The following is a 26098-nucleotide window of genomic DNA, read 5'->3' as shown; positions in this document are numbered from 1 at the left end:
TATGTTGAGGTCCATCTGAACGCACCGGCACAGCTCTCTTTGCCACTGTATCTTCCCGATGATGAAACTTTCGCGAGTTTCTGGCCGGGCGATAACCCTTCTCTTCTTGCCGCCCTTCAGAACGTGCTGCGGCAGGATCATAGCGGATACATCTATATCTGGTCACGGGAAGGGGCGGGGCGCAGCCATCTCCTGCACGCGGCCTGCGCGGAGCTCTCCCAGCGCGGCGATGCGGTGGGTTACGTTCCTCTGGATAAACGGACGTGGTTCGTTCCTGAAGTGCTGGATGGAATGGAGCAGCTCTCGCTGGTTTGCATCGATAATATTGAGTGTGTGGCGGGCGATGAACTGTGGGAAATGGCGATTTTCGACCTCTATAACCGCATTCTCGAGTCCGGTAAAACCCGGCTGTTGATTACCGGCGACCGACCGCCGCGCCAGCTCAAGCTGGGCCTGCCGGATCTGGCTTCGCGTCTTGACTGGGGGCAAATCTACAAGCTGCAGCCGCTGTCGGATGAAGACAAGCTCCAGGCGCTTCAACTGCGCGCGAGGCTGCGTGGTTTCGAAATGCCGGAAGATGTCTGCCGCTTCCTGCTTAAGCGGCTGGATCGCGAAATGCGTTCGCTGTTTATGACGCTCGATCAGCTCGATCGCGCTTCAATTACCGCCCAGCGCAAGCTAACCATTCCTTTCGTGAAAGAGATCCTCAAGCTTTAGCGGAGCCGTGGCTTGAGGACCCGATCGTTTAGTTAACGATGTCCAGAACCTGTTCCGGCGGACGACCGATGCGGGCCTCGCCGTGGCTGACGACGATAGGCCGCTCAATCAGCTTTGGATTATCAATCATTGCCTGGATCAGCGCTTCTTCGCTGAGCTGCGGATTCGCGAGATCGAGTGATTTATAGAGATCTTCTTTCTGGCGCATTAACTCGCGCGCGCTGGCCATTCCCAGCATCTTCAGCAGCTGGCGCAGCGTTGCGGTATCCGGCGGCGTCTCCAGGTAGAGCACCACTTCAGGATCGATACCGTTAGCCTTCAGCAGGCTCAGGGTGTCGCGACTCTTGGAGCAGCGCGGGTTGTGATAGATTTTGACCGTATCGGACATGAGATCTCCTTACATTTTCTGGTACGGTTTGAAGCGTTCCTGCAGCTGACGCAGCTGATCGATACGCGCATCATAGCGGGCCTGCTGCAGACTGCCTAATTTGACCTGTGAACTGGCGCTGCTGAGTAGGGTAATGGCCTGATCGAGTCGGCCAACCAGCGCCATGCCCTCCGCGCGCGCTGCCAGCTCCTGATCGCGATTTCCCAGCTTAGCTTCTGCTTGCGCCAGCAAATCCCAACCATTGACGTCATCTTTATTGTTAAAGGTATAGCGGTTAAGGATCGTCGCCGCTTCCCCCGGCTGCCCGCCTTCCAGCAGGGCGTTGGCGAGGTTGAGCTGTAGTACCGGGTTAGTACGCAGTTCGCGGGCGCCCTTCAGGCGGTTAATCGCGTCAGTGGCTCGCTTTTGTCCAAGATCGATATCGGTCGCCAGGTCAAGGTACCAGGCATTTTGCGGTTCGGCGCTCAGCAGCGGCTGTAGCGTTTTGCGCGCCAGATCGTAATTGTTGCTGCCCATCGCCAGCAGCGCGCGGCCGTACTGGGCGGCGTGCTGTTCGCGAATATTGCCTTTTTCCCAGCTGCTCAGCAGGTCGTTGCCTAGCTTATTGTCGCCGGAGGTGTACATTCCCAGCGTTCTGGCTTTTGCCAGGTAGAAGTCAGCCGAGGATTGCACGACCACCGGGCGCATCTGGTTCGCACGGTTGCGGGCGTCGGCGAGACGGCTTTCCGGCAAGGGGTGGGTTAGCAGCATTTCCGGCGGCCGGGTCGAGTAGCGCGACTCGTCAAGCAGCTTGCCCATAAACGCCGGCATCGCCTGCGGATCGAAACCTGAACGTTGAAGGACCTGAATACCAATGCGGTCTGCCTCTTCCTCGTTTTGGCGGGTAAAGCTGATCAGCCCCTGCTGGCTGCCCGCCAGGGTGCCGGTCAGCGCGGCCATACCGGCCTGTGGGCTGGCCATCGCCAGCAGAATCGACCCCAAAGCGCCAACCCAGGTCAGCGGAGCGTTACGCTTTTGGTCTTCCATCGCGCGGGCAAGGTGGCGCTGGGTGACGTGAGAAATTTCGTGCGCCATTACCGACGCCAGCTCGCTTTCATTATCCGAGTAGCGGAACAGCGCCGAGTGCAGTACGACGTTACCGCCGAAGAAAGCAAAGGCGTTTATTTGATCGTTATTAATCAGATAAAAGTGGAACGGAGTGCGCACCGAATTGGCGTGCGACACCAGGCGCATGCCTAAACCGTTGATATATTGCACCAGCAGCGGATCGTTAATTAACGGCGCGCTGCCGCGCAGCTGGCGCACGTAGTAATCTCCCATCTGCATTTCCTGGCCAATGGAGAGCGTGCTTCCTGCGGAGGTGCCCATGTCCGGCAGAGTGTCTGCGGTATCGGCAAAAGCAGGTAATATTGAACCCAGCGTCAGCGACGCTATGACGGTCGCCACCAGCGTTTTCTTCAACTGCCTGAACATAACCTCTGTCCTGTAATGTAGGTGTGCCAGTTTGACCGATTGTGCGGCGTAATGTTCCCTGACCGCAAGCAGGTCCAGCGAGTTTAGCCGTCGTTTGCGGCGTTGCAAATATGATATTCACCCGACCGTTAATGTTTGTGGTTTTACCCATAAAAAGCGAAGTCTTTTTTGTGACATTTCGATACAATTCCTGAGATTGTTACAGCTCCGCTCTTCAGGGAAGGGTTTTATGCTCCAGATGTTAATGCAGTGGTACCGTCGTCGGTTCAGCGATCCGGAGGCGATAGCGCTGCTGGTCATTTTGCTGGCTGGGTTCGGCATTATGTTTTTCTTCAGCGGCCTGCTGGCACCTTTATTAGTGTCGATTGTTCTGGCCTATCTGCTGGAGTGGCCCACCGTCAGACTGGAGCGTATCGGGTTTTCACGTACCTGGGCCACCTCGGTCGTTCTGATTCTGTTCGTCGGCATTCTGCTGCTGATGGCGTTTGTGGTGATGCCGGTTGCCTGGCAGCAGGGTATTTATCTGATCCGCGATATGCCGGGGATGTTGAATAAACTTTCCGATTTTGCCGCGACGGTGCCGCGCCGTTATCCGGCCTTAATGGATGCCGGCATTATCGACGCGATGGCGGAGAACATGCGCAGCCGCATGTTAACCGTCGGCGACTCGGTGGTGAAGTATTCGCTGGCTTCGTTGGTCGGGCTGCTGACCCTGGCGGTCTATCTGGTGCTGGTGCCGCTGATGGTTTTCTTTCTGCTGAAGGATAAAGAGCAGATGCTTAACGCCGTACGCCGTGTGCTGCCGCGCAACCGCGGCCTGGCCGGGCAGGTATGGAAAGAGATGAACCAGCAAATTACCAACTATATTCGCGGTAAGGTGCTGGAGATGATTGTCGTCGGCGTGGCGACATGGATTGGCTTTATCCTTTTTGGCCTCAACTATTCGCTGCTGCTGGCGGTGCTGGTGGGGTTCTCGGTATTAATCCCCTATATCGGCGCGTTTGTGGTCACCATTCCGGTGGTGGGCGTGGCGCTGTTCCAGTTTGGCGCGGGAACCGAGTTCTGGAGCCTGTTTGCGGTGTACCTGATTATTCAGGCGCTGGATGGCAACCTGCTGGTGCCGGTACTCTTCTCGGAAGCCGTTAATCTGCATCCGCTGGTGATTATTCTGTCGGTGGTGATTTTTGGCGGTCTGTGGGGATTCTGGGGCGTGTTCTTCGCGATTCCGCTGGCGACGCTCATCAAAGCGGTGGTGCACGCCTGGCCGGATGGCCTGATAGTGGAAGACGAGCATTAGCGCGAAGCCGCAAGAAATGCCCTAAAAAAAGACGCCGGGTGGTTGAGAACGACCCGGCGTCTTGCGTTTGTCTTAGCGTCAGGCGTTTTCTTTCAGCCAGTTCAGCACCACGTCGTGGTGATTGCTGGTTTTGAAATCATCAAACACATGTTCGATTTTGCCGTTGGCGTCGATGAGGAAGCTAATACGATGGATACCGTCGTAGGTTTTCCCCATAAAGGTTTTTTCACCCCAGATACCAAACTGCTCGCATACCTGATGATCTTCATCAGACAGGAGAGTGAAGTTCAGCAGCTCTTTTTCGGCGAAACGGGAGAGTTTTTCTGGTTTATCCGTACTGATACCCAGTACTTCAACGCCTGCTTTTTTCAGGTCGTCCATATTATCGCGTAAACCGCACGCCTGTACGGTGCAGCCCGGGGTCATGGCTTTCGGATAAAAATAAACCAGAACACGCTGTCCCTGGAAGTCGGTCAAATTTACTTCCTCGCCGTCCTGGTCCGGTAAGCTAAATTTCGGTGCAATATCACCGGCTTTCAGTGGGTTCATCACTCAAACTCCATCCTGTTCATCATGCTGTGAATAATTAACAATGTTAATACTGCCTTGTGCATTCAGTTCTGTACATAGGGCTTTGAACGCTTGTTCGATATTTGATGCATTTTGCGTAGTCGGGCTGTGTGCGGTGATCTGGATAAAAAGCTGCGCTGACTCGTCGTTCGCACCGGGCTGAGTGCGGGAAACCAGCTCGGCAATGTTCATTTTCCACGTATCGCACAGCGCCGTAAATCGCTCAATGATATGCGGTGAATCCGGCACCTCAACCTGAACCCAGACGGTGTTCTGCATCGCCTGAGGCGGCCTCGCGGTTGTACGCTTCATCACGATAAGCAGATCCAGCTCGGCGCCTTTCAGCGGCAGAGTTGACTCAATCAGGTTAATTGCATTCCACGAGCCGGAAAGCAGCATGATAAACGTAAACTCATCGCCAAGCATGGCCAGCCGACTGTCTTCAATATTACAGCCGCAGCTGCTGACGTGACGAGTGATCGTATTCACGATGCCTGGGCGGTCAGCACCCAACGCGGTAATAACCAGATAGTGTTGTAATGAGGCTGTCAAACCTGTTCTTCCTTTAAAAAGGTGAGGTAACGTTAGGAAAGCATAAAAAAAACCGGCATACAACATCCCTGATGGCATCGGGTCTCTTGCTTTTATTGCGACTCCAAACGTAACATTGAGAATCTTGTCCCACTTATGCTCTGAGGATGGCCCATGTTTACGGGAAGTATTGTAGCGCTTGTCACGCCGATGGATGAAAACGGCAACGTCTGCCGGTCAAGCCTGAAAAAACTGATTGATTATCATGTCGCCAGCGGAACCTCGGCGATCGTTTCGGTAGGAACTACCGGAGAGTCCGCAACATTGAGCCATGAAGAGCATGGTGATGTGGTCATGCAGACGCTGGAACTGGCCGACGGGCGTATTCCGGTTATTGCCGGCACCGGTGCAAATGCAACCGCAGAGGCGATTAGCCTGACCAAACGATTCAACGATAGCGGCGTGGTTGGCTGCCTGACGGTAACGCCGTATTACAACCGCCCGACCCAGGAAGGGCTGTTCCAACACTTTAAAGCTATCGCAGAGCATACTGACCTGCCGCAAATCCTGTATAATGTGCCGTCCCGTACCGGTTGCGATATGCTGCCTGACACCGTTGGCCGTCTGGCGGAAATTAAAAATATTATCGGTATTAAGGAAGCGACGGGGAACTTAAGCCGCGTTCATCAGATCAAAGAGCTGGTTTCAGATGACTTTATTCTGCTGAGCGGCGATGACGCGACCGGAATGGACTTTATGCAGCTTGGCGGTCATGGCGTGATTTCCGTAACGACAAACGTTGCGGCGCGTGAAATGGCCGAGATGTCCCGACTGGCGCTAGCAGGTCAATTTGCCGAAGCTCGTGCGATTAACCAGCGTCTGATGCCATTGCATACCAAATTATTTGTCGAACCCAACCCTATCCCGGTCAAATGGGCCTGTAAGGCGTTGGGTCTTGTGGCGACCGATACGTTACGCCTGCCGATGACCCCGATTACCGAAAACGGTACTAAGGTCGTTACCGCAGCGCTGAAGCATGCCGGTTTGCTGTAAAGTTTAGGGAGATTTGATGGCTTACTCAGTACAGAAGTCGCGCCTGGCGAAGGTTGCGGGTGTTTCGCTGGTTCTACTCCTCGCGGCCTGTAGTTCTGACTCGCGCTATAAGCGTCAGGTGAGCGGCGACGAGGCCTATTTGCAGGCAACGCCGCTTAGTGAACTTCACGCGCCAGCAGGGATGATCCTGCCGGTTCAGGTGGGTGATTATAATATTCCGGTTGCAACCAGCACCGGTAACACAGGCAAAGCCCTGGACATTCGTCCGCCAGCCCAGCCTCTGGCGCTGGTCAGCGGCGCGCGTACGCAGTTCAGCGGCGATACCGCGACGCTGATGGTGGAAAACGGTCGCAGCGGTTCGCTGTGGGCGCAGGTGGCAAGCATCGTGCAGTCGAAAAACTACACTATCGCTAAACGCGACGATGCTAGCCAGACGCTGAATACCGACTGGGTCGAGTGGAATCGCCTCGATGAAGATCAGCAGTACCGTGGTCGCTATCAAATCTCAGTTAAGCAGCAAGGCTATCAGCAGGCGGTGATCGTGAAGCTGGTGAATCTGGAGCAGGCGGGTAAACCTGTTGCCGATCCGGCTTCGCTGCAGCGCTACAGTACCGCCATGCTGAACGTCATTTCCGAAGGTCTGGATCTGAACGCCACTAGCGCGCAGAACGCGGCGCAGAAAAACGCCGGGGCGACCTTCGACGTGCAGAGCGGCGCTGATGATACCGGCCTGCCGATGCTGATCGTTCGCGCGCCGTTTAACCTGGTGTGGCAACGCCTGCCGGGCGCGCTGGAAAAAGTGGGTATGAAGGTCACCGATAGCTCTCGTTCTCAGGGTAGCTTCTCAGTCACCTATAAACCGCTTTCCGACAGCGGCTGGACCGATCTGGGCGCTCGCGACCCGCAGCTGGTATCCGGCGATTATAAACTGCAGGTCGGGGACCTCGATAACCGCAGCAGCCTGCAGTTCATCGACCCGAAAGGCCATACGCTGACGCAGTCGCAAAATGATGCCCTGGTTGCCGTATTCCAGGCCGCATTAAGTAAGTAATTAACAGGGCTGGAGCAATCCGGCCCTTTTTAATGTATAGTGACGCAAACGTGTGCGTCGGCAGAAAAGCACAAATTTTTATCGTTAATCATCACTGGAGTGACAAAGATGCAAAAGCAAGCTGAGTTGTATCGTGGTAAAGCGAAGACGGTATACAGCACCGAAAACCCGGATCTGTTGATACTCGAATTCCGTAACGATACGTCAGCAGGGGACGGCGCTCGCATTGAGCAGTTCGATCGTAAAGGCATGGTGAACAACAAGTTTAACCATTTCATTATGAGCAAGCTGGCGGAAGCGGGTATCCCGACCCAGATGGAAGCGCTGTTGTCCGATACCGAGTGTCTGGTTAAAAAGCTGGATATGGTGCCGGTGGAGTGCGTGGTGCGCAACCGCGCCGCCGGGTCGCTGGTGAAACGCTTAGGCATTGAAGAAGGCATTGAGCTGAACCCGCCGCTGTTCGATCTGTTCCTGAAGAACGACGCCATGCACGATCCGATGGTCAATGAATCTTATTGCGAAACCTTTGGTTGGGTGAGCAAAGAGAACCTGGCGCGGATGCAGGAGCTGACCTACAAAGCTAACGATGTGCTGAAAAAGCTATTTGACGACGCGGGTCTGATCCTCGTGGACTTCAAACTGGAGTTCGGTCTGTTCAAAGGCGAAGTGGTGCTGGGAGATGAATTCTCTCCGGACGGCAGCCGTCTGTGGGATAAAAAAACCATGGATAAAATGGATAAAGACCGCTTCCGCCAGAGCCTCGGCGGCCTGATTGAAGCCTACGAAGAAGTCGCTCATCGCCTGGGCGTGAAACTCGACTAATCCCCCGACGCCAGAAGAAGTTTTCTTCTTCTGGCGCTCTTCTTGCTGTTTCCTGTGGTAATCCTCCGCTGAACCGCCTACGATCTTATTCATTGGTTAATATGATGAATTGAGGTGCTTATGCGCTGGCAAGGACGTCGCGAAAGCGACAATGTGGAAGATCGTCGTGGTCAATCTGGTTCACCGATGGGCGGCGGAGGCGGTTTTCGTCTCCCCAGCGGCAAAGGCGGCATCGTGCTGCTGATTATTGTCCTGGTGGCGGGCTATTACGGCGTAGATTTAACCGGCATGCTGACCGGCGAACCGGTATCACAACAGCAAACCACCACTCAACGCTCCATCAGCCCGCAGGATGAAGAGGCCGCGAAATTCACGAAGGTGATTCTGGCGGACACGGAAGATACCTGGGGCGCGATTTTTAAAGATATGGGCCGCCAGTACGCGCAGCCGAAGCTGGTGATGTATCGCGGCGCGACGCGGACCGCCTGCGGCACCGGCCAATCGGTGATGGGGCCTTTTTACTGCCCTGCGGACAGCACGGTGTATATCGACCTGTCATTCTACGATGAGATGAGAAACAAGCTTGGCGCCGGCGGCGATTTCGCGCAGGGCTACGTTATTGCCCACGAGGTTGGCCATCACGTACAAAAGCTGTTGGGTATTGAACCGAAAGTGCGCCAGCTGCAGCAAAATGCTTCGCAGGCGGAAGCGAATCGTCTGTCGGTAAAAATGGAGCTACAGGCGGACTGCTTTGCCGGCGTTTGGGGCTACAACATGCAGAAGCAAGATTACATGGAGACCGGCGATCTGCAGGAAGCGCTGAACGCCGCAGAGGCGATTGGCGACGATCGCTTGCAGCAGCAGAGCCAGGGGCGCGTCGTGCCGGACAGTTTTACCCACGGAACGTCCCAGCAGCGTTATACCTGGTTTAAACGCGGCTTCGATAGCGGCGACCCGGCGCAGTGCAACACCTTCGGCAACGCGCTGTAATGCTTTTTTGTCATGGATGAACTGCGTCACCTGACGGCGCAGATGGCGCGCGAAGGCATTCGTCGTCTGCTGGTTCTCAGCGGCGACGATGCCTGGACCCTGCGCCAGGCGCAAACAGTACGTACCGCGCTGTCCGGAGACGGGCTGTGGGTTGGTCCGCGTCCGATGCCCGAGCCGTACGTCTCGTCTACCGCCCTGAAATCGCTGCTGGGCCGCGAATTCCAGCACGCCTTTTTCGATGCCCGCGAGGGTTTTGACGTCGCGGCGTTTGCCGCGTTAGCCGGTACGCTGCGCGCCGGGAGCTGGCTGGTATTGCTCGTGCCCGACTTCGTGCAATGGCCGGCTCGTCCTGATGCGGATTCCCTGCGCTGGAGCGACGCTCCCGACCCCATCTCTACGCCGAATTTTGTTTATCGTTTTTGCCAACAGATTAGTGCGAATAACGCGTCCATTCTCTGGCGGCAGGGCGAGGAATGCATGGTGCCGGCATTTGCCGCGCGACCGCGATGGCGTCCCGCCGATGGTCATCCGCAGGCGGAGCAGGCCGCCGTGCTTGCCGAACTGGCCCGTTTCCCTCCCGGCATTGCGGCGCTAACCGCCGAGCGCGGGCGAGGAAAGTCCGCGCTCGCGGGAATGCTTATTCGCCATCTGGGGGGAGATGCCATCGTCACGGCGCCGGCGCGGGGAGCGACGGAGGTCATGGCGGCTTTCGCTGGCGAAAACTTGCGCTTTATGGCCCCCGACGCATTGCTGGCTTCCGGTTGTAGCGCCGGATGGCTGATTGTCGATGAGGCAGCGGCCATCCCCGGGCCGCTGTTGCGCCAGCTTGTCTCCCGCTTCCCGAAGACGCTATTGACCACCACCGTGCAGGGGTACGAAGGGACCGGGCGCGGCTTTTTGCTTAAGTTTTGCGCCAGCTTTGCGCACTTACGGCAGTTTAGCCTGACGGCGCCCATTCGTTGGGCGAGCGGCTGTCCGCTGGAGGCGGCGATCGCGCAGCTGCTGCTGTTTAGCGATGAGACCTTTCAGCACGCGCCAGGCGGCGATATCGCCCTGGAAAGCGTCAGCCAGGAGAGCTGGTGGCGACAGCCTGCGTTACCGGAAGCGATGTATCAACTGCTTTCCGGGGCCCACTATCGCACGTCGCCGCTTGACCTCCGGCGCATGATGGATGCGCCGGGGCAGCATTTTACCTGCGCCCGCAGCGGCAACCGCATCGCCGGGGCGCTGTGGTTGGTCGAAGAGGGCGGTCTGGAGCCATCCCTTAGCCAGGCGGTGTGGGCCGGCTACCGCCGTCCGCGCGGCAATCTGGTGGCGCAGTCGCTGGCGGCGCACGGCGGCAGCCCGCTGGCGGCCACGCTGACAGGGCTGCGCATCAGCCGTATTGCCGTGCATCCGGCTCGCCAACGCGAGGGGGTGGGGCAGCGGCTGGTGGAGCAGGCGACGTCGCAGGCTGCGGGCCGGGATTATCTGTCGGTGAGTTTTGGCTACACGCCTGAGCTGTGGCGCTTCTGGCAACGCTGCGGTTTTACGCTGGTGCGATTGGGCACGCATCGGGAAGCCAGCAGCGGCTGTTATACCGCGATGGCGCTCTATCCTCTCAGCGAAGCGGGCCAGCGCCTGGCAAGCGAAGAAGCTCGACGGCTGCAGCGCGATGAGTACTGGCTGCGCGACTGGCGAGATGAGCCTGTGCCGCTGACGGCGCTGAAAGCGACTATTCTTACTGAAGAAGACTGGCTGGAGGTGGCGGGTTTTGCTTTTGCCCATCGTTCGCTACTGACCTCGGCGGGTAGCCTCAATCGCTTGCTTATGCTGGTGGAGCTGCCGCTTCCGGCGCTACGGGGCCGCCTGCAGCAGCAGGATGAGACCGCGCTTTGCCGAACGTTAGATTTATCCGGACGGAAAGCGCTGCTGGCCAGGCTGCGCGAAGAAGCGGCGCAGGCGCTGCTCAGCCTGGATGAAAACCGCGCCAACGACCTGCGCCAGCAGGTTCACATGCTGCAATTTTTTTAACTAACTCCTTCAGTTAAATGGCATGGTCATATTTTGCCTGCGGCGTAAACTTCCTTGCAGACATTAAGGAGACAGCCATGAAACACGATCATTTTATTGTTCAAAGCCCCGCGACACCTGCACAGCAACTGCTGCTGCTGTTTCATGGCGTCGGCGATAACCCGGTGGCAATGGGGCAAATCGGTAGCTGGTTTGCGCCGCTCTTTCCCGAGGCGCTGATCGTCAGCATCGGTGGCGCGGAGCCGTGCGGCCCGCCTCCGGGGCGCCAGTGGTTTTCCGTGCAGGGTGTCAGCGAAGAAAACCGCCAGCAGCGCGTGGATGCGATCATGCCGACCTTCATTGAAACGGTGCGCTACTGGCAGCAGCAGAGCGGCGTCAGCCCGCAGGCGACGGCGCTGATCGGCTTCTCGCAGGGGGCGATTATGTCGCTGGAGAGCATTAAAGCCGAGCCGGGTCTGGCATCGCGGGTGATCGCCTTTAACGGCCGATATGCGACGCTGCCGGAGACGGCGACGACCGCGACCACCGTTCACCTGATCCACGGCGGCGAAGATCGGGTTATCGATCTGGCGTGGGCGGTAGCGGGGCAGGAAGCGCTACAGCAGGCCGGCGGTGACGTGACGCTGGATATTGTTGAGGATTTGGGGCACGCGATTGACGATCGTAGCATGCAGTTTGCCCTCGATCATCTGCGCTTTACCGTACCGAAGCACTATTTCGACGAGGCCCTCAGCGGCAGCACACCGAAAGATAGCGATATTATTGAGCTGCTGTGAATAATAAACCCGGAGGCGGCGCGATGCGCCTGTCCGGGCAACCGGACCTGCAAACGAGCTGGAAACCGGTAGCCCGGGCAAGGCGCGTTAAGCGCCGCCCCCGGGAAAAGAGCGCAGAGTGGGATATTTTCCCGGAGCCGATACTGCGCATCTGTCCGGGTTACTTGACCCGCGTCGTACAAGCCGGGCGATTTCTTTGCTGCAATCTCAAATAAAATGCTTACTTCTTCTTCGACGGGTCGTTCTTCGGCCAGTCGTCGTCATCGTCCCACTTGTCGTTGAAGTCGCGATGCGGCGGCAGATCCGGCTTATTGTTGAGAAATTTTTTGTGGTCAACGCGGGTAAGATCTTTAATCACGTTGATCATTACGCCCACCAAAAATACCAACACCAGAACCCACCAGTATTTCGTTAGCCAATCCATGCGCTTACCTCTTCTCTATTGATGCCATCAGGCGACCAGCTGTTCCATGATGCGTTGGTACATCCGCGCCAGCAGCTGGAGGTCGGCGGCATTCACACACTCGTTTATTTTATGAATGGTGGCGTTCACTGGCCCCAGTTCAACCACCTGCGCGCCCATACGCGCGATGAAGCGCCCGTCGGAGGTGCCGCCGTTGGTCAGCAGCTGCGGTTTGATTTCATTATAGTGCTCAATGGCGTTAACCACCGCATCAACCAGCTTACCGCGGCTGGTCAGGAACGGCTGGCCCGAGAGCCACCAGTCGACGCTGTAGCGCAGCGAGTATTTCTCGAGCAGGGCCACGACGCGCGCTTTAATCATTTCGTCGGTCAGCTCGGTACTAAAGCGGAAGTTGAACTGGACGAACATATCGCCGGGAATCACGTTGTTGCTGCCGGTCCCGGACTGCACGTTGGCGATTTGCATACTGGTCGGCGGAAAGAATTCGTTGCCCTTATCCCACTCAATATTCACCAGCTCCGCCAGCATCGGCGCGGCGCGGTGAACCGGGTTATCGGCGAGGTGCGGATAGGCCACGTGCCCTTGCACGCCGTGAATGGTCAGGTTGCATGTCAGCGAGCCGCGACGGCCGTTTTTCACCACATCGCCGACGACTTCGGTGCTCGAGGGTTCACCGACCAGACAGTAGTCCAGGCGCTCGTTGCGCGCCATCAGCGCTTCCACAACCTTAACGGTACCGTTTTTGGCGCTGGCCTCTTCATCCGAGGTGATTAGAAAGGCCAGACGGCCCTTATGGTCCGGATACTGGGCGACAAAGCGTTCGGCGGCAACCACCATCGCCGCAAGCGAGCCTTTCATATCGGCCGCGCCGCGGCCAAACAGCATGCCGTCGCGAATAGTGGGCTCAAAAGGGGGATTAATCCAGCGATCGGCGTCGCCCGATGGAACGACATCGGTATGACCGGCGAACGCCAGCGTTTCCCCGCGCCCGCGCCAGGCCCAGAAGTTTTGGGTATCCCCGAAATCCATCGGTTCAACGGTAAAGCCAATCGCACGCAGACGTTCAATCATTAACGCCTGGCATCCCGCATCATCGGGGCTGAGGGAAGGGCGGCGAATAAGCTGCTGAGCCAGCTCAATGACCGGGCAAGACATAGACTACACCTCGTTAAACTGCTGATAACTTGATTCACTGAAACCCAGCAGCATAGGCTGACCGGGCGCGCAGAGCAATGGGCGTTTAATGATTGCCGGCATTTCCAGCATCAGTTTCGCCGCAGCGTCGGCGTTATTGATGCTGGCGCGGACCGTTTCATCCAGCTTGCGCCACGTCGTCCCTCGGGTGTTAAGCAGCGCTTCCCAGCCGAGTTCAGCGATAAAGGTGTCTAATAAACTGCGATCCAGACCGTCGACACGATAATCATGAAAACGATATTCTATTTGATGGGCTTCCAGCCAGCGGCGGGCCTTTTTTATGGTGTCGCAGTTTTTTATCCCGTACATGGTGAGCATGATTAAACCTTTTCCGTTGAATTAAATGATTGGCTAAGATTCTTCCGAATATATAAGCCTTTAATAAATAATACGTGAATTGTTTTAATAAATATCGTTTTTTCCCCCTGATATATATCCAGGGTTACACTCTGAACGTTTTTTGCGCGCCGAACGGCGGCTACTGCTAGCGGCAGGGCGGATCCTGGCGCGATAGGCTAATGGACGAATGTTGCTAAATGTTGCTGTTGGTCACATTAAATTGCACGAATTGGGCTCATAGTACTTACGAATGAAAGGGGTATTCAGCAGGGAGGTAATGATAGTCATCAGAGCGATAGCGCAAACCATCTTTAAACCATCAATGAATTTGCATAAAATCACCCATAATAATAAGAGAGGCTATTATGATTGAACATGAACTGGGGAACTGGAAAGACTTTATCGAAGGCATGCTTCGTAAATAGTTTTCCGCAATAAAAGCATGGCGATTCCACAGGCAGAATAATAATGCAGTTGAAGCGACCACATGAAAAAGGCGACCTGTCCGGTCGCCTTTTCTGTTATTTAGCCCCGGCGAAAATATCGTCAGGGCGCGTCACGATTATTGCGGCCGTTCCTTGAGCGGGAAGCGGCGGCGCACCAGCACGAAGAACAGCGGCACGAAGAAGATAGCCAGCACCGTAGCGGAAATCATACCGCCCATCACCCCGGTGCCGACGGCATGCTGGCTGCCGGAGCCCGCCCCGGTACTGGTGGCCATCGGCAGTACGCCGAAGATAAACGCCAGCGAGGTCATCAGGATCGGCCGCAGACGCTGGCGGCAGGCGGAGAGGGTGGCGGTAAGCAAATCTTCGCCTTTCTGATTCAGCTCATTGGCAAATTCGACAATAAGAATGGCGTTTTTCGCCGACAGACCGATCACCGTCAACAGGCCCACCTGGAAATAGACATCGTTTTCCAGCCCGCGCATCCAGGTCGCCAGCAGTGCGCCGATAACCCCCAGCGGCACCACCAGCATCACCGAGAACGGCACCGACCAGCTTTCGTACAGCGCCGCCAGGCACAGGAACACCACCAGCAGCGAAATGGCGTACAGCGCTGGCGCCTGTGCCCCGGAGAGGCGTTCCTGATAGGACATCGCCGTCCATTCGAGACCAAAGCCGTTCGGCAACTGCTGGGCCAGCTCTTCCATAATCGTCATGGCGGTACCGGTACTGACGCCCGGCGCGGCTTCACCGACGATTTCTACCGCCGAGTAGCCGTTATAGCGCTCCAGACGCGGCGAACCGGTCTCCCAGCGTGAGGTGGCGAAGGCGGAGAAGGGCACCATCGTGCCGCTGCTGTTGCGTACGTACCACAGATTGATATCGTCCGGCAGCATGCGATACGGCGCCGCCGCCTGAACGTAGACCTTCTTCACGCGGCCGCGGTCCATAAAATCGTTGACGTAGCTTGACCCCCACGCGGTCTGCAGCGTGTCGTTGATATCGTCAATAGAGACGCCCAGCGCCTGCGCTTTACGCTGATCGATATCCACCTGCAGCTGCGGGCTATCGTCGAGGCCGTTGTGGCGCACGCGGGTGAGCTGGTTATTTTTAGCGGCCAGCTCCAGCAGGGTATCGCGGGCGGCCATCAGCGCTTCGTGCCCGTTGCCCGCGTGATCTTCCAGTTCCATATCGAAACCGGCGGAGCTGCCCAGACCGCTGATGGCAGGCGGGCTGCTGGCAAAAACGCGGGCTTCTTTAATTTTGTTAAACGCTTTGGTTGCACGCTCGATGATGGCGAAAGAGGAGCCGGTGGTGGGATCGCGTTGGTCCCAGTCCTTCAGGCGTACGAACATACGCGCCACGTTCTGGCCGTTGCCGCCGGGGCCGGAACCGATGGTCGCAAACACCGATTCAACGTTTTGTTTCTCATTTTTCAGGAAGTAGTCTTCCGCCTGCTGCACCACCTTCAGGGTTTGCTGCTGGGTTGAACCGCTTGGTAGCTGCACCGAGGTGGTAAACATGCCGCGGTCTTCCAGCGGCAGGAACGACGTAGGCAGATGCAGGAACAAAAAGACCATTCCGCCCAGCAGCAGGACGTAGATCATTATCCAGCGCAGCGAGCGATGAAGAATTTTGCCGACTGCGGTTTCGTAGCGGCTGGCGTTACGGTTAAAGGTGCGGTTAAACCAGCCGAAGAAGCCCCGTTGTCCGTGGGTTTCGCCTTTGTGAACCGGTTTTAACAGCGTGGCGCACAGCGCTGGCGTCAGGATCATCGCTACCAGAACCGACAGCACCATCGCCGAGACAATGGTAATAGAGAACTGACGATAGATCGCGCCGGTGGTGCCGCCGAAGAAGGCCATCGGCACAAATACCGCCGATAGCACCATGGCGATACCGACCAGCGCGCCCTGGATCTGGCCCATTGATTTTCGCGTCGCTTCACGCGGCGAGAGGCCCTCCTCACTCATGATACGCTCGACGTTCTCCACCACCACGATGGCATCGTCCACCAGCAGGCCTATCGCCAGCACTACTGCGAACATGGTTAAAGTGTTAATGCTGTAGCCGCAGGCGTAGAGGACGGCAAAGGTCCCCATCAGCACTACCGGAACGGCGATCGTGGGAATCAGCGTGGCGCGAAAATTTTGCAGGAACAGATACATCACGAGGAACACCAGCGCGATGGCCTCAAGCAGCGTTTTCACCACGTCGGTAATCGACGCCTTCACGAATGAGGTGGTTTCGTAAGCGACTTTATATTCCAGGCCGTGCGGGAAGTACTGGGAGAGTTCGTTCAGGCGGTCGATCACGCGTTCGGCGGTCGCCATTTCGTTCGCGCCGGACGCCAGTTTTATCCCCAGTCCGGATGCCGCCTGGCGGTTGTAGCGGCTGAGGTAATCGTATTTTTCCGCCCCCATCTCGACGGTGGCGACATCGCCAAGGGTGACCTCCGAACCGTCCTGATTAACCCGCAGGGTAATATCACGGAACTGTTCCGGCGTTTGTAACAGCGATTGTGAATTAATCGTCGCGTTGAGTGCCTGTTTATCCACCGACGGCGTGCCGCCCAGCTGGCCGACGGCGATCTGCGCGTTTTGCGAAGAGATAGCATCAGTGACGTCTTTTGCTGTCATCTGAAAGCTGTTGAGTTTGGCCGGATCGAGCCAGATGCGCATCGAATACTGCGAACCATAGGCGTCAATATCGCCTACGCCGTTGACCCGGCTGAGCGGGTCCTGAATATTACTGGCAACGTAATCGGCTATATCCTGTTTATCCATACTGCCGTCGGTAGAGACGAAGGCGATCGTCAGGATATTGGTATCCCCGGTTTTACGCACCGTTACGCCCTGGTTCTGGACGGCCTGCGGCAGTTTACGCATCGCCGATTGCAGCTGATTCTGCACCTGCTGGACGGCTTCATCCGGATCGGTCCCGGCGGTAAAGCTCAGCGTCACGGTGGCCTGCCCGGTGCCGCTGCTCTGGGATGACATATACATCAGGTTGTCGAGGCCGGTCATATTCTGCTCGATAACCTGAGTGACCGTATTTTCCAGCGTCTGTGCCGAAGCGCCGGGATAGTTCGCTGTGATCCGCACGTTGGGTGGGGCAAGTTCGGGATATTGCTCAACGGGAAGCGACAAAATTGCGAGGGTACCGGTCAGGCATAAAAGGATTGCCAGAACCCACGCAAAAATGGGGCGATCGATAAAAAAATTCGCCATCAGAATTAGGACCTCATTTTGCACATTTTTTTGTTATTGCACAGCCTGTGACACTCTAGCGGCAAGCCCTCAGGCAATCGTGGAGAAAATAAGGAGATAGTGTAATTTATCGTGTGCCTTTTATGGCAGCGTAAAGAATTCTCTTTCTTCCTCTATCTGCTCCTTCCTTTCGGCGCGCCGCCGCGGTGGCGCAAACGTAGCGCATTATTACTTAGCTAAATAAAACGTGATTTCATTTAAGTCAAAAAAATTGATCCACCTCGGGTTATTACCAAAAAATCGGCAACCTGTGCAAATGCACATTGTTCCTGCACCGTTTTGTCGGGTAATAGATAGTCATGCGAATTGAGGGGTTATTCACCACGAAGACTGAAGGATGTCATGAACCACTTTATTTTAAGCGATAGTCATAAGTGCATCGGATGCAAGGCTTGTGAAGTTGCCTGCGTCATGGCGCATAACGATGAGCAGCATGTATTGACCCCGCAGCGTTTTCTGCCGCGTATTACCGTTATCAAGCGCGAGCAAAAACGTAACGCCGTAACCTGCCACCATTGTGAAGGGGCGCCGTGCGCCCGCAGTTGTCCAAATGACGCCATCAGCCAGCTTAACGGCAGCGTCCAGGTGAATCAGGAGAAATGCATCGGCTGTAAATCCTGTATGGTTGCCTGCCCGTTTGGCGTGATGCAGATCGTCCTGACGCCGGTAGAGGAGGGCAGAGTCAAAGCGACGGCGCACAAATGTGATTTGTGCGATGGTCGCGAAGAGGGGCCCGCCTGCGTGCAAAACTGCCCGGCCGGGGCGCTGGAGCTGGCGACGGACAGTACGCTGATGAATCTGGCGAAACAGCGGCGTCAGCGCGCGGCGCGTTTGGGTCATCCCGGCGCGGCGGTATTGGCGTGTTCCGCCGGAAAAGTCGCGCAGATGGCCGCGACGCCGCCGCGCGGCGAGCCCGACAAACTAACTGCCGAAGCGCGTAAGGCCAATTTTGCCGAAATTTATCTGCCGTTCACTGCCGGACAGGCTAATCGCGAGGCGGAACGCTGCCTGAAGTGCGGCGAACACAGCATTTGTGAATGGACCTGCCCGCTGCACAACCACATTCCACAGTGGATTGAGCGGGTGAAAGAGGGGGATATCGCCGCCGCCGTTGAGCTTTCTCATCAGACCAACTGCCTGCCGGAAATAACCGGCCGAGTCTGCCCGCAGGATCGCTTGTGCGAAGGGGCCTGCACGCTGCGCGATGAGCACGGTTCGGTGACCATCGGCAATATTGAACGCTATATCTCCGACCAGGCGCTGGCCAACGGCTGGCGGCCGAATCTTTCGCAGGTCGTTGAAAGCGGCAAGCGGGTAGCGATTATCGGCGCGGGTCCTGCCGGGCTTGCCTGCGCCGACCGGCTGGTGCGCAACGGCGTGAGTCCGGTGGTCTTTGATCGCCATCCGGAAATCGGCGGCCTGCTGACCTTTGGTATTCCGGCCTTTAAGCTGGATAAATCTCTGCTGGCCCGGCGGCGGGAAATCTTTACCCAGATGGGCGTGCGCTTTGAGCTGAACTGTGAGATAGGCAAAGATATCCCGCTGACGACGCTGCTTGATGACTATGACGCGGTATTTATTGGCGCCGGAACCTATCGCTCGATGAAAGCGGATCTACCGAACGAAGACGCGCCCGGCGTATATGACGCGCTGCCGTTCCTGATCGCCAACACCAAACAGGTGATGGGGCTGCTTGAGCTGCCGGAAGAGCCTTACGTCAACACCGAAGGGCTGAACGTCGTGGTGCTCGGCGGCGGCGATACGGCGATGGACTGCGTGCGTACCGCGCTGCGCCATGGCGCGAAGCAGGTGACCTGCGCCTATCGTCGCGATGAAGCCAACATGCCCGGTTCGAAGAAAGAGGTGAAAAACGCGCGCGAAGAGGGGGCATTATTTGAATTTAACGTCCAGCCGGTGACCCTGGAGCTGAACGAAGAGGGGCATGTCAACGGCGTACGCTTTCTGCGCACCCGGCTTGGCGCGCCTGACGCTCAGGGGCGCCGCAGCCCGTCGCCGATCCCCGGAAGCGAGTTTGTCATGCCCGCCGACGCGGTGATCATGGCCTTTGGTTTCCATCCGCACGGTATGCCGTGGCTGGAATCCGTCGGCGTTAAGCTCGACAGTCGCGGCCGAATTAAGGCCAATGTGGAAAGCCGCTACCGCTATCAGACCACCCATCGCAAAGTATTTGCCGGCGGCGATGCGGTGCGTGGCGCCGATCTGGTAGTGACCGCCATGGCAGAAGGCCGCCACGCGGCGCAGGGGATCATGGACTTCCTCGAGGTTAAATCGATTCCGCTTCACTGACGACAAAGCGGGTTCCGCAGCGTAATATGACATCGTTATTTCACGCTGTGGGGCCCGTATGTCACTCAATATCAACGTTATCAAAGATAAAATCCTCTCCGAAAACTGGTTCGTTTTGCGCAACATGACCTATGAGCTGACGCGCAGCGATGGAAGCGTGGTTCGCCATAAACGTGAAGTCTACGATCGCGGCAACGGCGCTACCATCTTGCTGTATAACCGCCATAAGCAGACCGTCGTGCTGGTTCGCCAGTTCCGCATCGCGACCTGGGTTAACGGCAACGAAGACGGGATGTTGATCGAAACCTGCGCCGGGCTGCTGGACAGCGACGAGCCGGAGGCGTGCGTGCGCAAAGAAGCCATTGAAGAGACCGGCTTCGAAGTCGGTGAAGTGCGCAAACTGTTTGAACTGTTTATGTCGCCCGGCGGCGTCACCGAGCTTATCCATTTCTTTATTGCCGAATATAATGATACTCAGCGGGCCAACGGTGGTGGCGGCGTTGATGATGAAGATATTGAGGTGCTGGAGCTTCCTTATAACCGGGCGCTGGAGATGATGGCGAACGGGGAGATCCGCGATGGCAAAGCGGTGATCCTGCTGCAATATTTGCAAACCTCCGGGCTGATGAACGGGGATCTCTGATAAATCCGATTGAGTAAAACCTCGCCGCTGGTGAACATAGCCGCTGTGTATGGCGTTTTCTCCGGGGTTGTGCCGCTCATGTTGCATCGGGTTATTTTATTTCTGCTTTTCGGTTTACTGCCGACATCGCTGGTGCGGGCGGCGCCGGCGCAACAGCTCTTCAATGACTGGCAGGTAACCTGCAACAATCAGAATTTCTGCGTGGCCCGCAACGTCGGGCTGCATCACGGCCTGGTCATGACCCTCACCCGCAGCGCCGGGGCGGCCACCAGCGCCAGCCTGCGTATTGAGCTCGGCGGCGTGGGCAACCCGGTCGCGGCGCTGGCGCCCATTGCGCCGCGCCTTCGCCTCGATGGTAAACCCCTGTCTTTGGGCGATAAACATTGGCAGATCTCCGACAAACTGCTTAAAACCGACGATAGCGTCACCATTGATGCTTTCCTGCAGCGGGTGCAGGACGCGCAGACGATGACGCTTGAAAATGGCCTACAGAGTATCTCGTTACAGGGGCTGAAAGCCGCTCTGCTGTTTATCGATAACCGGCAGAAGCGCGTGGGTAGCGAAACCGCGTGGGTGGGAAAGGGGGAAGAGCCGCCGCTCAGCGTTCCACCAGCGCCTGCGCTGCGGTCGGTAGCGAGAATCGACGTCGCGCAATCGCCCCTTAGCCGCGATGAACTTAACGATCTCATGGATTACGGCAACGAGCGCATGAACAGCAGCGCCTGTTCGCTGGATCCGTTTCGCCGCGAGGTTCGGGTTGCCGCGCTAACCGACGATAAGGTTTTGCTAATGACCAGCTGCGAAGCGGGCGCCTACAACACCATTTGGCTGGCCTGGCTGGTGTCGCGTCAGCGACCGTATATTGCTCACCCGCTACGGCTTACGCTGCCTTTCCAGCCGCCCGGCGATGTGCCGCGTGACGTAGAGCTGGTGAACGCCCGCTACGACGATCGACGCCAGGAGCTGGTGACGCTGGATAAAGGGCGCGCGCCCGGCGACTGCGGGACGCAAACGCGCTGGCGCTATGACGGCCAGCGCTTTAGCCTGGTACGCTACGCGCAGCAGCCGCAGTGCGATAACTGGCAGGGGCCAGACGCCTGGCCCACGCTATGGGTTACCCGTTCTGTACCTCGTCCCCTACGCTGACGATATGCTCAACGGTGAAGCCGAAGTAAGGGAAAAGTTTATCGGCCGGGGCCGATTCACCGTAGCCGGTCATACCGACAATTTTTCCTTTGAGTCCCACATATTTATACCAGTAGTCGGCGATCCCGGCCTCCACGGCAACGCGGGCGCTGACGTCTGATGGCAGTACGGACTCCCGATAGGCTTCATCCTGGGCATCAAATACGTCGGTCGATGGCAGGGAGACCACGCGCACGTTCACCCCTTTGGCCAGCAGCTTTTCTGCGGCCAGTACGGTGATCTCGACCTCTGAACCGGTGGCTATCAGGATCAGGTCCGGCTTGCCGCCGGCGTCCTTCAGTACGTAGCCGCCGCGGGCGATATTCTGTACCTGTTCCGGCGTGCGCGCCATTTGTGCCAGATTTTGCCTTGAGAGGATTAGCGCCGTCGGCCCGCTATGACGCTCTACCGCCAGTTTCCACGCCACCGCGGCCTCGACCTGATCGCATGGTCGCCAGGTGCTGAAGTTTGGCGTCAGGCGCAGGCTGGCCAGCTGTTCTACCGCCTGGTGCGTCGGACCATCTTCGCCGAGACCGATGGAGTCGTGGGTATAGACCATGATTTGCCGCGCTTTCATCAACGCCGCCATACGCGCCGCGTTGCGGGCATATTCGACGAACATCAGGAAGGTGGCAGTATAAGGTACAAACCCGCCGTGGTGGGCGATGCCGTTGGCGATGGCCGTCATCCCGAATTCACGTACGCCGTAGTGAATATAGTTGCCCGCCGGATCTTCTTTCAGCGAAGTCGAACCTTTCCAGATAGTCAGGTTACTTGGTGCGAGGTCAGCGGAGCCGCCCAACAGTTCTGGTAGATGCGGGCCGTAGGCATCAAGGGCGTTTTGCGAAGCCTTACGCGTGGCGATTTTCGCCGGGTTGGCCTGCAGCTCAGCGATATATTTCCGCGTTGTTTCATCCCACGACTCAGGCAGTCCGCCGCTCATGCGCCGCGTAAACTCAGCTGCCAGCTGAGGATGGACCTGCTGATAGGCGGCAAACTTCTCCTCCCAGCTTTTCTGCGCTTTTTGTCCCTTTTCACGCGCGTCCCAGGCGCGGTAGATCTCTTTTGGGATCTCAAACGCCGGATGATGCCAGCCCAGCTGCTGGCGCGCCAGCGCCACTTCCTGTTCGCCCAGCGCGGCGCCGTGGGCCTCTTCTTTCCCGGCTTTATTCGGTGAACCAAAACCTATTACCGTACGGCAGATAATCAGCGAAGGTTTATCCTTCACGCTCTGGGCTTCCAGAATCGCTTTCTTCACGGCTTCGGGATCGTGGCCGTCAATTTCATGAACCACATGCCAGTGATAGGCCTCGAAGCGTTTTGCCGTGTCATCGGTAAACCAGCCTTTGGTTTCGCCATCAATGGAAATACCGTTGTGGTCGTAGAAGCCGATGAGCTTACCCAGTCCTAACGTACCCGCCAGAGAGCAGACTTCGTGAGAAATCCCCTCCATCAGACAGCCATCGCCCATAAACACGTAGGTAAAGTGATCGACGATCTCATGGTCTGGCTGATTAAACTGCGCCGCCAGCGTACGCTCGGCGATAGCCAGCCCCACCGCGTTCGCCAGCCCTTGCCCCAGCGGCCCGGTGGTGGTTTCAACCCCCGGGGTATAGCCGATTTCCGGGTGCCCCGGCGTTTTGGAATGCAACTGACGGAAGTTTTTTATCTCTTCGATGGGCAAGTCATAGCCCGTCAGATGCAGCAGGCTGTAGAGCAGCATCGACGCGTGGCCGTTGGAGAGAATAAAGCGGTCGCGATCGTACCATTGCGGGTTTTCAGGATTGTGCTTAAGGAAATCGTTCCACAGCACCTCTGCGATATCGGCCATGCCCATCGGCGCGCCGGGGTGGCCGGAGTTGGCTTTCTGGACTGCATCCATACTCAGGGCGCGGATGGCGTTAGCGAGTTCTCTACGGGACATAATGTGCTCCTGAAACAATAGGTTGCATGAGTTTTTATTGGTTTAGGATAGAGAGGATGATGAGTTGCATAACTAAAAAGCATAGCAGACGGGGCTATCATTGCTTCTGAAACTAAGTTACATAAACATTATAAATCGATAACAAATATAACTTTGTTATGGCGAGAGTTTGGCGGTGTTCAAAGTTTACGAAGCCGTCAGGCGAGATACTAGGTGACCCTTTAGGGTGAACACCAGGTAGGCCATTACGCTTCACCCCCCTACGATCGATACGTGAAAGGAACGATAAAATGGATGAGCAGTTAAAACAAAGCGCCCTTGATTTCCACGAATTCCCGGTCCCCGGAAAAATCCAGGTCTCCCCGACAAAACCGCTGGCAACCCAACGCGATCTGGCCCTGGCCTACTCGCCGGGCGTCGCCGCGCCCTGTCTGGAAATCGAGAAGGACCCGCTGGCAGCCTATAAATATACCGCGCGCGGCAACCTTGTGGCGGTGGTCTCCAACGGCACGGCCGTACTGGGGCTGGGCAACATCGGCGCGCTGGCCGGTAAGCCGGTGATGGAAGGCAAAGGCGTTCTGTTTAAAAAGTTCGCCGGCATCGATGTGTTCGATATTGAAGTCGATGAGCTGGACCCGGACAAATTTATCAACGTCGTCGCGGCGCTGGAACCGACCTTCGGCGGTATTAACCTCGAAGATATCAAAGCGCCGGAGTGCTTCTACATCGAGCAAAAGCTGCGCGAGCGCATGAATATTCCGGTCTTCCATGACGATCAGCACGGGACGGCGATTATCAGTACCGCGGCGATTCTCAACGGACTGCGGGTGGTGGAGAAAAACATTTCCGACGTGCGGATGGTGGTCTCCGGCGCGGGCGCAGCGGCGATCGCCTGTATGAACCTGCTGGTGGCACTGGGAATGCAGAAACACAACATCGTGGTCTGCGACTCGAAAGGCGTTATCTATAAGGGCCGTGAGCCGAATATGGCGGAAACCAAAGCGGCCTATGCGGTAGAAGACAGCGGCAAACGCACGCTGGATGACGTGATTGACGGGGCGGACATTTTCCTCGGCTGCTCCGGTCCGAAAGTGCTGACTCAGGAGATGGTGAAGAAAATGGCCCGCGCGCCGATGATTCTGGCGCTGGCCAACCCGGAGCCGGAAATTCTGCCGCCGCTGGCGAAAGAGGTACGCTCCGATGCGATTATCTGTACCGGCCGCTCTGACTATCCGAACCAGGTAAACAACGTTCTGTGTTTCCCGTTCATCTTCCGCGGGGCGCTGGACGTCGGCGCAACGGCGATTAACGAAGAGATGAAGCTGGCGGCGGTACACGCGATTGCCGAGCTGGCGCACGCCGAACAGAGCGAAGTGGTGGCCTCCGCCTACGGCGATCAGGATCTGAGCTTCGGCGCGGAATATATCATTCCGAAACCGTTCGACCCGCGGCTGATCGTCAAGATCGCCCCAGCGGTGGCGAAAGCGGCGATGGACTCCGGCGTGGCGACTCGCCCGATCGCCGATTTTGATGCCTACATTGAGAAGCTCAGCGAGTTCGTCTACAAAACGAACCTGTTTATGAAGCCGATTTTCTCCCAGGCGCGCAAAGAGCCGAAGCGGGTGGTACTGGCGGAAGGCGAAGATACCCGCGTCCTGCACGCGACTCAGGAGCTGGTCTCTCTTGGGCTGGCGAAACCGATCCTGATCGGCCGCCCGGGCGTGATTGAGATGCGAATCCAGAAGCTGGGGCTGCAGATTAAAGCCGGGATTGATTTTGAGATTGTGAATAACGAATCCGACCCGCGCTTTAAAGAATACTGGAACGAATATTACAGCCTGATGAAGCGCCGCGGGATCACTCAGGAGCAGGCGCAGCGGGCGGTGATCAGCAACACCACGGTGATCGGCGCGATCATGGTGCAGCGCGGCGAAGCCGATGCGATGATCTGCGGCACCATCGGCGACTATCACGAGCACTACAGCGTCATACAGCCGCTGTTCGGCTACCGCGATGGGGTCCATGCGGCCGGGGCGATGAACGCGCTGCTGCTGCCGAGCGGCAACACCTTTATCGCCGACACTTATGTCAATCACGATCCGTCGCCGGAGCAAATTGCCGAAATCACCCTGATGGCGGCGGAAACGGTTCGTCGTTTCGGTATTGAACCGCGGGTGGCGCTGCTGTCGCACTCGAACTTCGGCTCCTCGGACTGCCCGTCCGCCAGCAAAATGCGCCATGCGCTGGAGCTGGTGAAGGCGCAGGCGCCGGAGCTGATGATCGATGGCGAAATGCACGGTGATGCCGCGCTGGTGGAAAGCATTCGTAATGAGCGGATGCCGGACAGCCCGCTGAAAGGTTCGGCCAATATTCTGGTGATGCCGAATATGGAAGCCGCGCGTATTAGTTACAACTTACTTCGCGTTTCCAGCTCCGAAGGCGTCACCGTCGGACCGGTGCTGATGGGCGTCGCGAAGCCGGTGCATATCCTGACGCCAATTGCTTCGGTACGACGTATCGTGAATATGGTCGCGCTGGCGGTTGTTGAAGCGCAAACTCAGCCGCTGTAATTTAATTTAATTATTTCAGGCGCGGGAATTCTCCCGCGCTTTTTTATTTCTGTTTATAAGTGATCTATCTCACCTTTCAAATCAACTTGCCGAATTTTGTTATTTACTCCAGCGGA

At 57.0% G+C, this 26098-nt stretch carries 21 protein-coding genes and 1 pseudogene; 13 read left to right on the top strand and 9 right to left on the bottom strand.

Translation table 11 applies throughout. The features are described 5' to 3' along the window. Positions 1 to 15: 15 nt before the first annotated feature. Complete coding sequence (locus IYV58_RS20125) at positions 16 to 717, top strand: DnaA inactivator Hda (RefSeq protein ID WP_211811628.1); 702 nt, start codon at positions 16 to 18, stop codon at positions 715 to 717. 28 nt (positions 718 to 745) lie between these two features. Here the strand turns inward: IYV58_RS20125 and arsC are convergent, their stop codons facing one another. Together arsC and bepA are read right to left on the bottom strand one after the other, a co-directional pair. Continuing rightward, positions 746 to 1105 (bottom strand): arsenate reductase (glutaredoxin), encoded by a 360-nt coding sequence (gene arsC, locus IYV58_RS20120; protein ID WP_004123487.1) that lies wholly within the window; start codon positions 1103 to 1105, stop codon positions 746 to 748. Between the two features lie 9 nt (positions 1106 to 1114). Next, on the bottom strand, positions 1115 to 2578 hold the full coding sequence (gene bepA / locus IYV58_RS20115) for a beta-barrel assembly-enhancing protease (protein WP_004123486.1): 1464 nt from the start codon (positions 2576 to 2578) through the stop codon (positions 1115 to 1117). Between the two features lie 229 nt (positions 2579 to 2807). On the opposite strand from bepA, the gene IYV58_RS20110 reads away from it, so the two are divergent. Next, positions 2808 to 3875: an AI-2E family transporter gene (locus IYV58_RS20110; protein WP_004123481.1), complete on the top strand. Its 1068-nt coding sequence runs from the start codon at positions 2808 to 2810 to the stop codon at positions 3873 to 3875. A 78-nt stretch (positions 3876 to 3953) separates the two neighbouring features. Here the strand turns inward: IYV58_RS20110 and bcp are convergent, their stop codons facing one another. Beyond that, a complete protein-coding gene (bcp, locus tag IYV58_RS20105) occupies positions 3954 to 4424 on the bottom strand; it encodes a thioredoxin-dependent thiol peroxidase (RefSeq protein WP_004104423.1) in 471 nt (156 codons plus the stop codon). 3 nt (positions 4425 to 4427) lie between these two features. Next, on the bottom strand, positions 4428 to 4997 hold the full coding sequence (locus tag IYV58_RS20100; protein ID WP_004123480.1) for a glycine cleavage system transcriptional repressor: 570 nt from the start codon (positions 4995 to 4997) through the stop codon (positions 4428 to 4430). A 153-nt stretch (positions 4998 to 5150) separates the two neighbouring features. Here IYV58_RS20100 and dapA point away from each other — a divergent pair, with 153 nt between their 5' ends. From dapA to ypfH, 6 genes are all read left to right on the top strand, one after another. Next, entirely contained in the window at positions 5151 to 6029 is an 879-nt protein-coding gene (gene dapA, locus IYV58_RS20095) for a 4-hydroxy-tetrahydrodipicolinate synthase (protein ID WP_195729214.1), read from the top strand. 16 nt (positions 6030 to 6045) lie between these two features. Further along, positions 6046 to 7080: an outer membrane protein assembly factor BamC gene (gene bamC / locus IYV58_RS20090; RefSeq protein ID WP_004123476.1), complete on the top strand. Its 1035-nt coding sequence runs from the start codon at positions 6046 to 6048 to the stop codon at positions 7078 to 7080. Between the two features lie 108 nt (positions 7081 to 7188). After that, positions 7189 to 7902: a phosphoribosylaminoimidazolesuccinocarboxamide synthase gene (gene purC, locus IYV58_RS20085; RefSeq protein ID WP_004104417.1), complete on the top strand. Its 714-nt coding sequence runs from the start codon at positions 7189 to 7191 to the stop codon at positions 7900 to 7902. 120 nt (positions 7903 to 8022) lie between these two features. After that, positions 8023 to 8892, top strand: a complete 870-nt coding sequence (locus tag IYV58_RS20080) for a KPN_02809 family neutral zinc metallopeptidase (RefSeq protein WP_004123474.1) — start codon at positions 8023 to 8025, stop codon at positions 8890 to 8892. Positions 8893 to 8904: 12 nt separating this feature from the next. Further along, on the top strand, positions 8905 to 10905 hold the full coding sequence (locus tag IYV58_RS20075) for a tRNA(Met) cytidine acetyltransferase TmcA (protein ID WP_195729213.1): 2001 nt from the start codon (positions 8905 to 8907) through the stop codon (positions 10903 to 10905). 77 nt (positions 10906 to 10982) lie between these two features. Continuing rightward, a complete protein-coding gene (gene ypfH, locus IYV58_RS20070; RefSeq protein WP_004123469.1) occupies positions 10983 to 11681 on the top strand; it encodes an esterase in 699 nt (232 codons plus the stop codon). A 220-nt stretch (positions 11682 to 11901) separates the two neighbouring features. Here the strand turns inward: ypfH and IYV58_RS20065 are convergent, their stop codons facing one another. From IYV58_RS20065 to IYV58_RS20055, 3 genes are read right to left on the bottom strand one after another with little or no spacing between them, the layout of a single operon-like run. Then, positions 11902 to 12105 carry a YpfN family protein gene (locus tag IYV58_RS20065; protein ID WP_004123464.1) on the bottom strand — a complete coding sequence of 68 codons (204 nt, stop codon included), beginning with the start codon at positions 12103 to 12105 and terminating at the stop codon, positions 11902 to 11904. 27 nt (positions 12106 to 12132) lie between these two features. After that, the gene (gene dapE, locus IYV58_RS20060) at positions 12133 to 13260 is read right to left on the bottom strand and encodes a succinyl-diaminopimelate desuccinylase (protein WP_004123461.1); all 1128 of its coding nucleotides are present in this window, start codon (positions 13258 to 13260) and stop codon (positions 12133 to 12135) included. Positions 13261 to 13263: 3 nt separating this feature from the next. Beyond that, positions 13264 to 13617: an ArsC family reductase gene (locus IYV58_RS20055; RefSeq protein ID WP_004123458.1), complete on the bottom strand. Its 354-nt coding sequence runs from the start codon at positions 13615 to 13617 to the stop codon at positions 13264 to 13266. 386 nt (positions 13618 to 14003) lie between these two features. On the opposite strand from IYV58_RS20055, the gene ypfM reads away from it, so the two are divergent. After that, a complete protein-coding gene (gene ypfM, locus IYV58_RS20050) occupies positions 14004 to 14063 on the top strand; it encodes a protein YpfM (RefSeq protein ID WP_100181659.1) in 60 nt (19 codons plus the stop codon). 137 nt (positions 14064 to 14200) lie between these two features. Here the strand turns inward: ypfM and acrD are convergent, their stop codons facing one another. Beyond that, complete coding sequence (gene acrD / locus IYV58_RS20045) at positions 14201 to 17314, bottom strand: multidrug efflux RND transporter permease AcrD (RefSeq protein ID WP_049115205.1); 3114 nt, start codon at positions 17312 to 17314, stop codon at positions 14201 to 14203. Positions 17315 to 17695: 381 nt separating this feature from the next. Here acrD and aegA point away from each other — a divergent pair, with 381 nt between their 5' ends. The 3 genes and pseudogenes from aegA to IYV58_RS20030 all read left to right on the top strand — a co-directional run bounded on the left by aegA (position 17696) and on the right by IYV58_RS20030 (position 21449). Next, entirely contained in the window at positions 17696 to 19660 is a 1965-nt protein-coding gene (aegA, locus tag IYV58_RS20040) for a formate-dependent uric acid utilization protein AegA (RefSeq protein ID WP_004123454.1), read from the top strand. A gap of 58 nt (positions 19661 to 19718) precedes the next feature. After that, a pseudogene (nudK, locus tag IYV58_RS20035) lies at positions 19719 to 20316 on the top strand (GDP-mannose pyrophosphatase NudK). A gap of 65 nt (positions 20317 to 20381) precedes the next feature. Continuing rightward, entirely contained in the window at positions 20382 to 21449 is a 1068-nt protein-coding gene (locus IYV58_RS20030) for a DUF1176 domain-containing protein (protein ID WP_195729212.1), read from the top strand. Here IYV58_RS20030 and tkt read toward each other — a convergent pair. After that, positions 21418 to 23412, bottom strand: a complete 1995-nt coding sequence (gene tkt, locus IYV58_RS20025) for a transketolase (RefSeq protein WP_139529060.1) — start codon at positions 23410 to 23412, stop codon at positions 21418 to 21420. The two genes, IYV58_RS20030 and tkt, sit on opposite strands and share 32 nt — an antisense overlap. A 290-nt stretch (positions 23413 to 23702) precedes the next feature. Here tkt and maeB point away from each other — a divergent pair, with 290 nt between their 5' ends. Beyond that, entirely contained in the window at positions 23703 to 25982 is a 2280-nt protein-coding gene (gene maeB / locus IYV58_RS20020) for an NADP-dependent oxaloacetate-decarboxylating malate dehydrogenase (RefSeq protein ID WP_004123427.1), read from the top strand. The last annotated feature ends 116 nt before the right edge of the window (positions 25983 to 26098 follow it).

It is taken from the genome of Klebsiella sp. BDA134-6, assembly GCF_015601345.1.
Classification (GTDB): Bacteria; Pseudomonadota; Gammaproteobacteria; order Enterobacterales; family Enterobacteriaceae; genus Klebsiella; species Klebsiella grimontii.
The sequence above is the reverse complement of the archived record's forward strand: the minus strand, read 5'-3'. Positions and strand labels throughout refer to the sequence as shown.

Bases quoted from the DNA above. Each gene is read 5' to 3' on its own strand.
- IYV58_RS20065 (WP_004123464.1), bottom strand. From the start codon at position 12,105: ATGGATTGGCTAACGAAATACTGGTGGGTTCTGGTGTTGGTATTTTTG.
- tkt (WP_139529060.1), bottom strand. From the start codon at position 23,412: ATGTCCCGTAGAGAACTCGCTAACGCCATCCGCGCCCTGAGTATGGAT.
- bamC (WP_004123476.1), top strand. From the start codon at position 6,046: ATGGCTTACTCAGTACAGAAGTCGCGCCTGGCGAAGGTTGCGGGTGTT.
- bcp (WP_004104423.1), bottom strand. From the start codon at position 4,424: ATGAACCCACTGAAAGCCGGTGATATTGCACCGAAATTTAGCTTACCG.
- arsC (WP_004123487.1), bottom strand. From the start codon at position 1,105: ATGTCCGATACGGTCAAAATCTATCACAACCCGCGCTGCTCCAAGAGT.
- purC (WP_004104417.1), top strand. From the start codon at position 7,189: ATGCAAAAGCAAGCTGAGTTGTATCGTGGTAAAGCGAAGACGGTATAC.
- aegA (WP_004123454.1), top strand. From the start codon at position 17,696: ATGAACCACTTTATTTTAAGCGATAGTCATAAGTGCATCGGATGCAAG.
- ypfH (WP_004123469.1), top strand. From the start codon at position 10,983: ATGAAACACGATCATTTTATTGTTCAAAGCCCCGCGACACCTGCACAG.
- IYV58_RS20055 (WP_004123458.1), bottom strand. From the start codon at position 13,617: ATGCTCACCATGTACGGGATAAAAAACTGCGACACCATAAAAAAGGCC.
- IYV58_RS20075 (WP_195729213.1), top strand. From the start codon at position 8,905: ATGGATGAACTGCGTCACCTGACGGCGCAGATGGCGCGCGAAGGCATT.
- acrD (WP_049115205.1), bottom strand. From the start codon at position 17,314: ATGGCGAATTTTTTTATCGATCGCCCCATTTTTGCGTGGGTTCTGGCA.
- IYV58_RS20110 (WP_004123481.1), top strand. From the start codon at position 2,808: ATGCTCCAGATGTTAATGCAGTGGTACCGTCGTCGGTTCAGCGATCCG.
- dapA (WP_195729214.1), top strand. From the start codon at position 5,151: ATGTTTACGGGAAGTATTGTAGCGCTTGTCACGCCGATGGATGAAAAC.
- dapE (WP_004123461.1), bottom strand. From the start codon at position 13,260: ATGTCTTGCCCGGTCATTGAGCTGGCTCAGCAGCTTATTCGCCGCCCT.
- IYV58_RS20080 (WP_004123474.1), top strand. From the start codon at position 8,023: ATGCGCTGGCAAGGACGTCGCGAAAGCGACAATGTGGAAGATCGTCGT.
- IYV58_RS20030 (WP_195729212.1), top strand. From the start codon at position 20,382: ATGTTGCATCGGGTTATTTTATTTCTGCTTTTCGGTTTACTGCCGACA.
- bepA (WP_004123486.1), bottom strand. From the start codon at position 2,578: ATGTTCAGGCAGTTGAAGAAAACGCTGGTGGCGACCGTCATAGCGTCG.
- maeB (WP_004123427.1), top strand. From the start codon at position 23,703: ATGGATGAGCAGTTAAAACAAAGCGCCCTTGATTTCCACGAATTCCCG.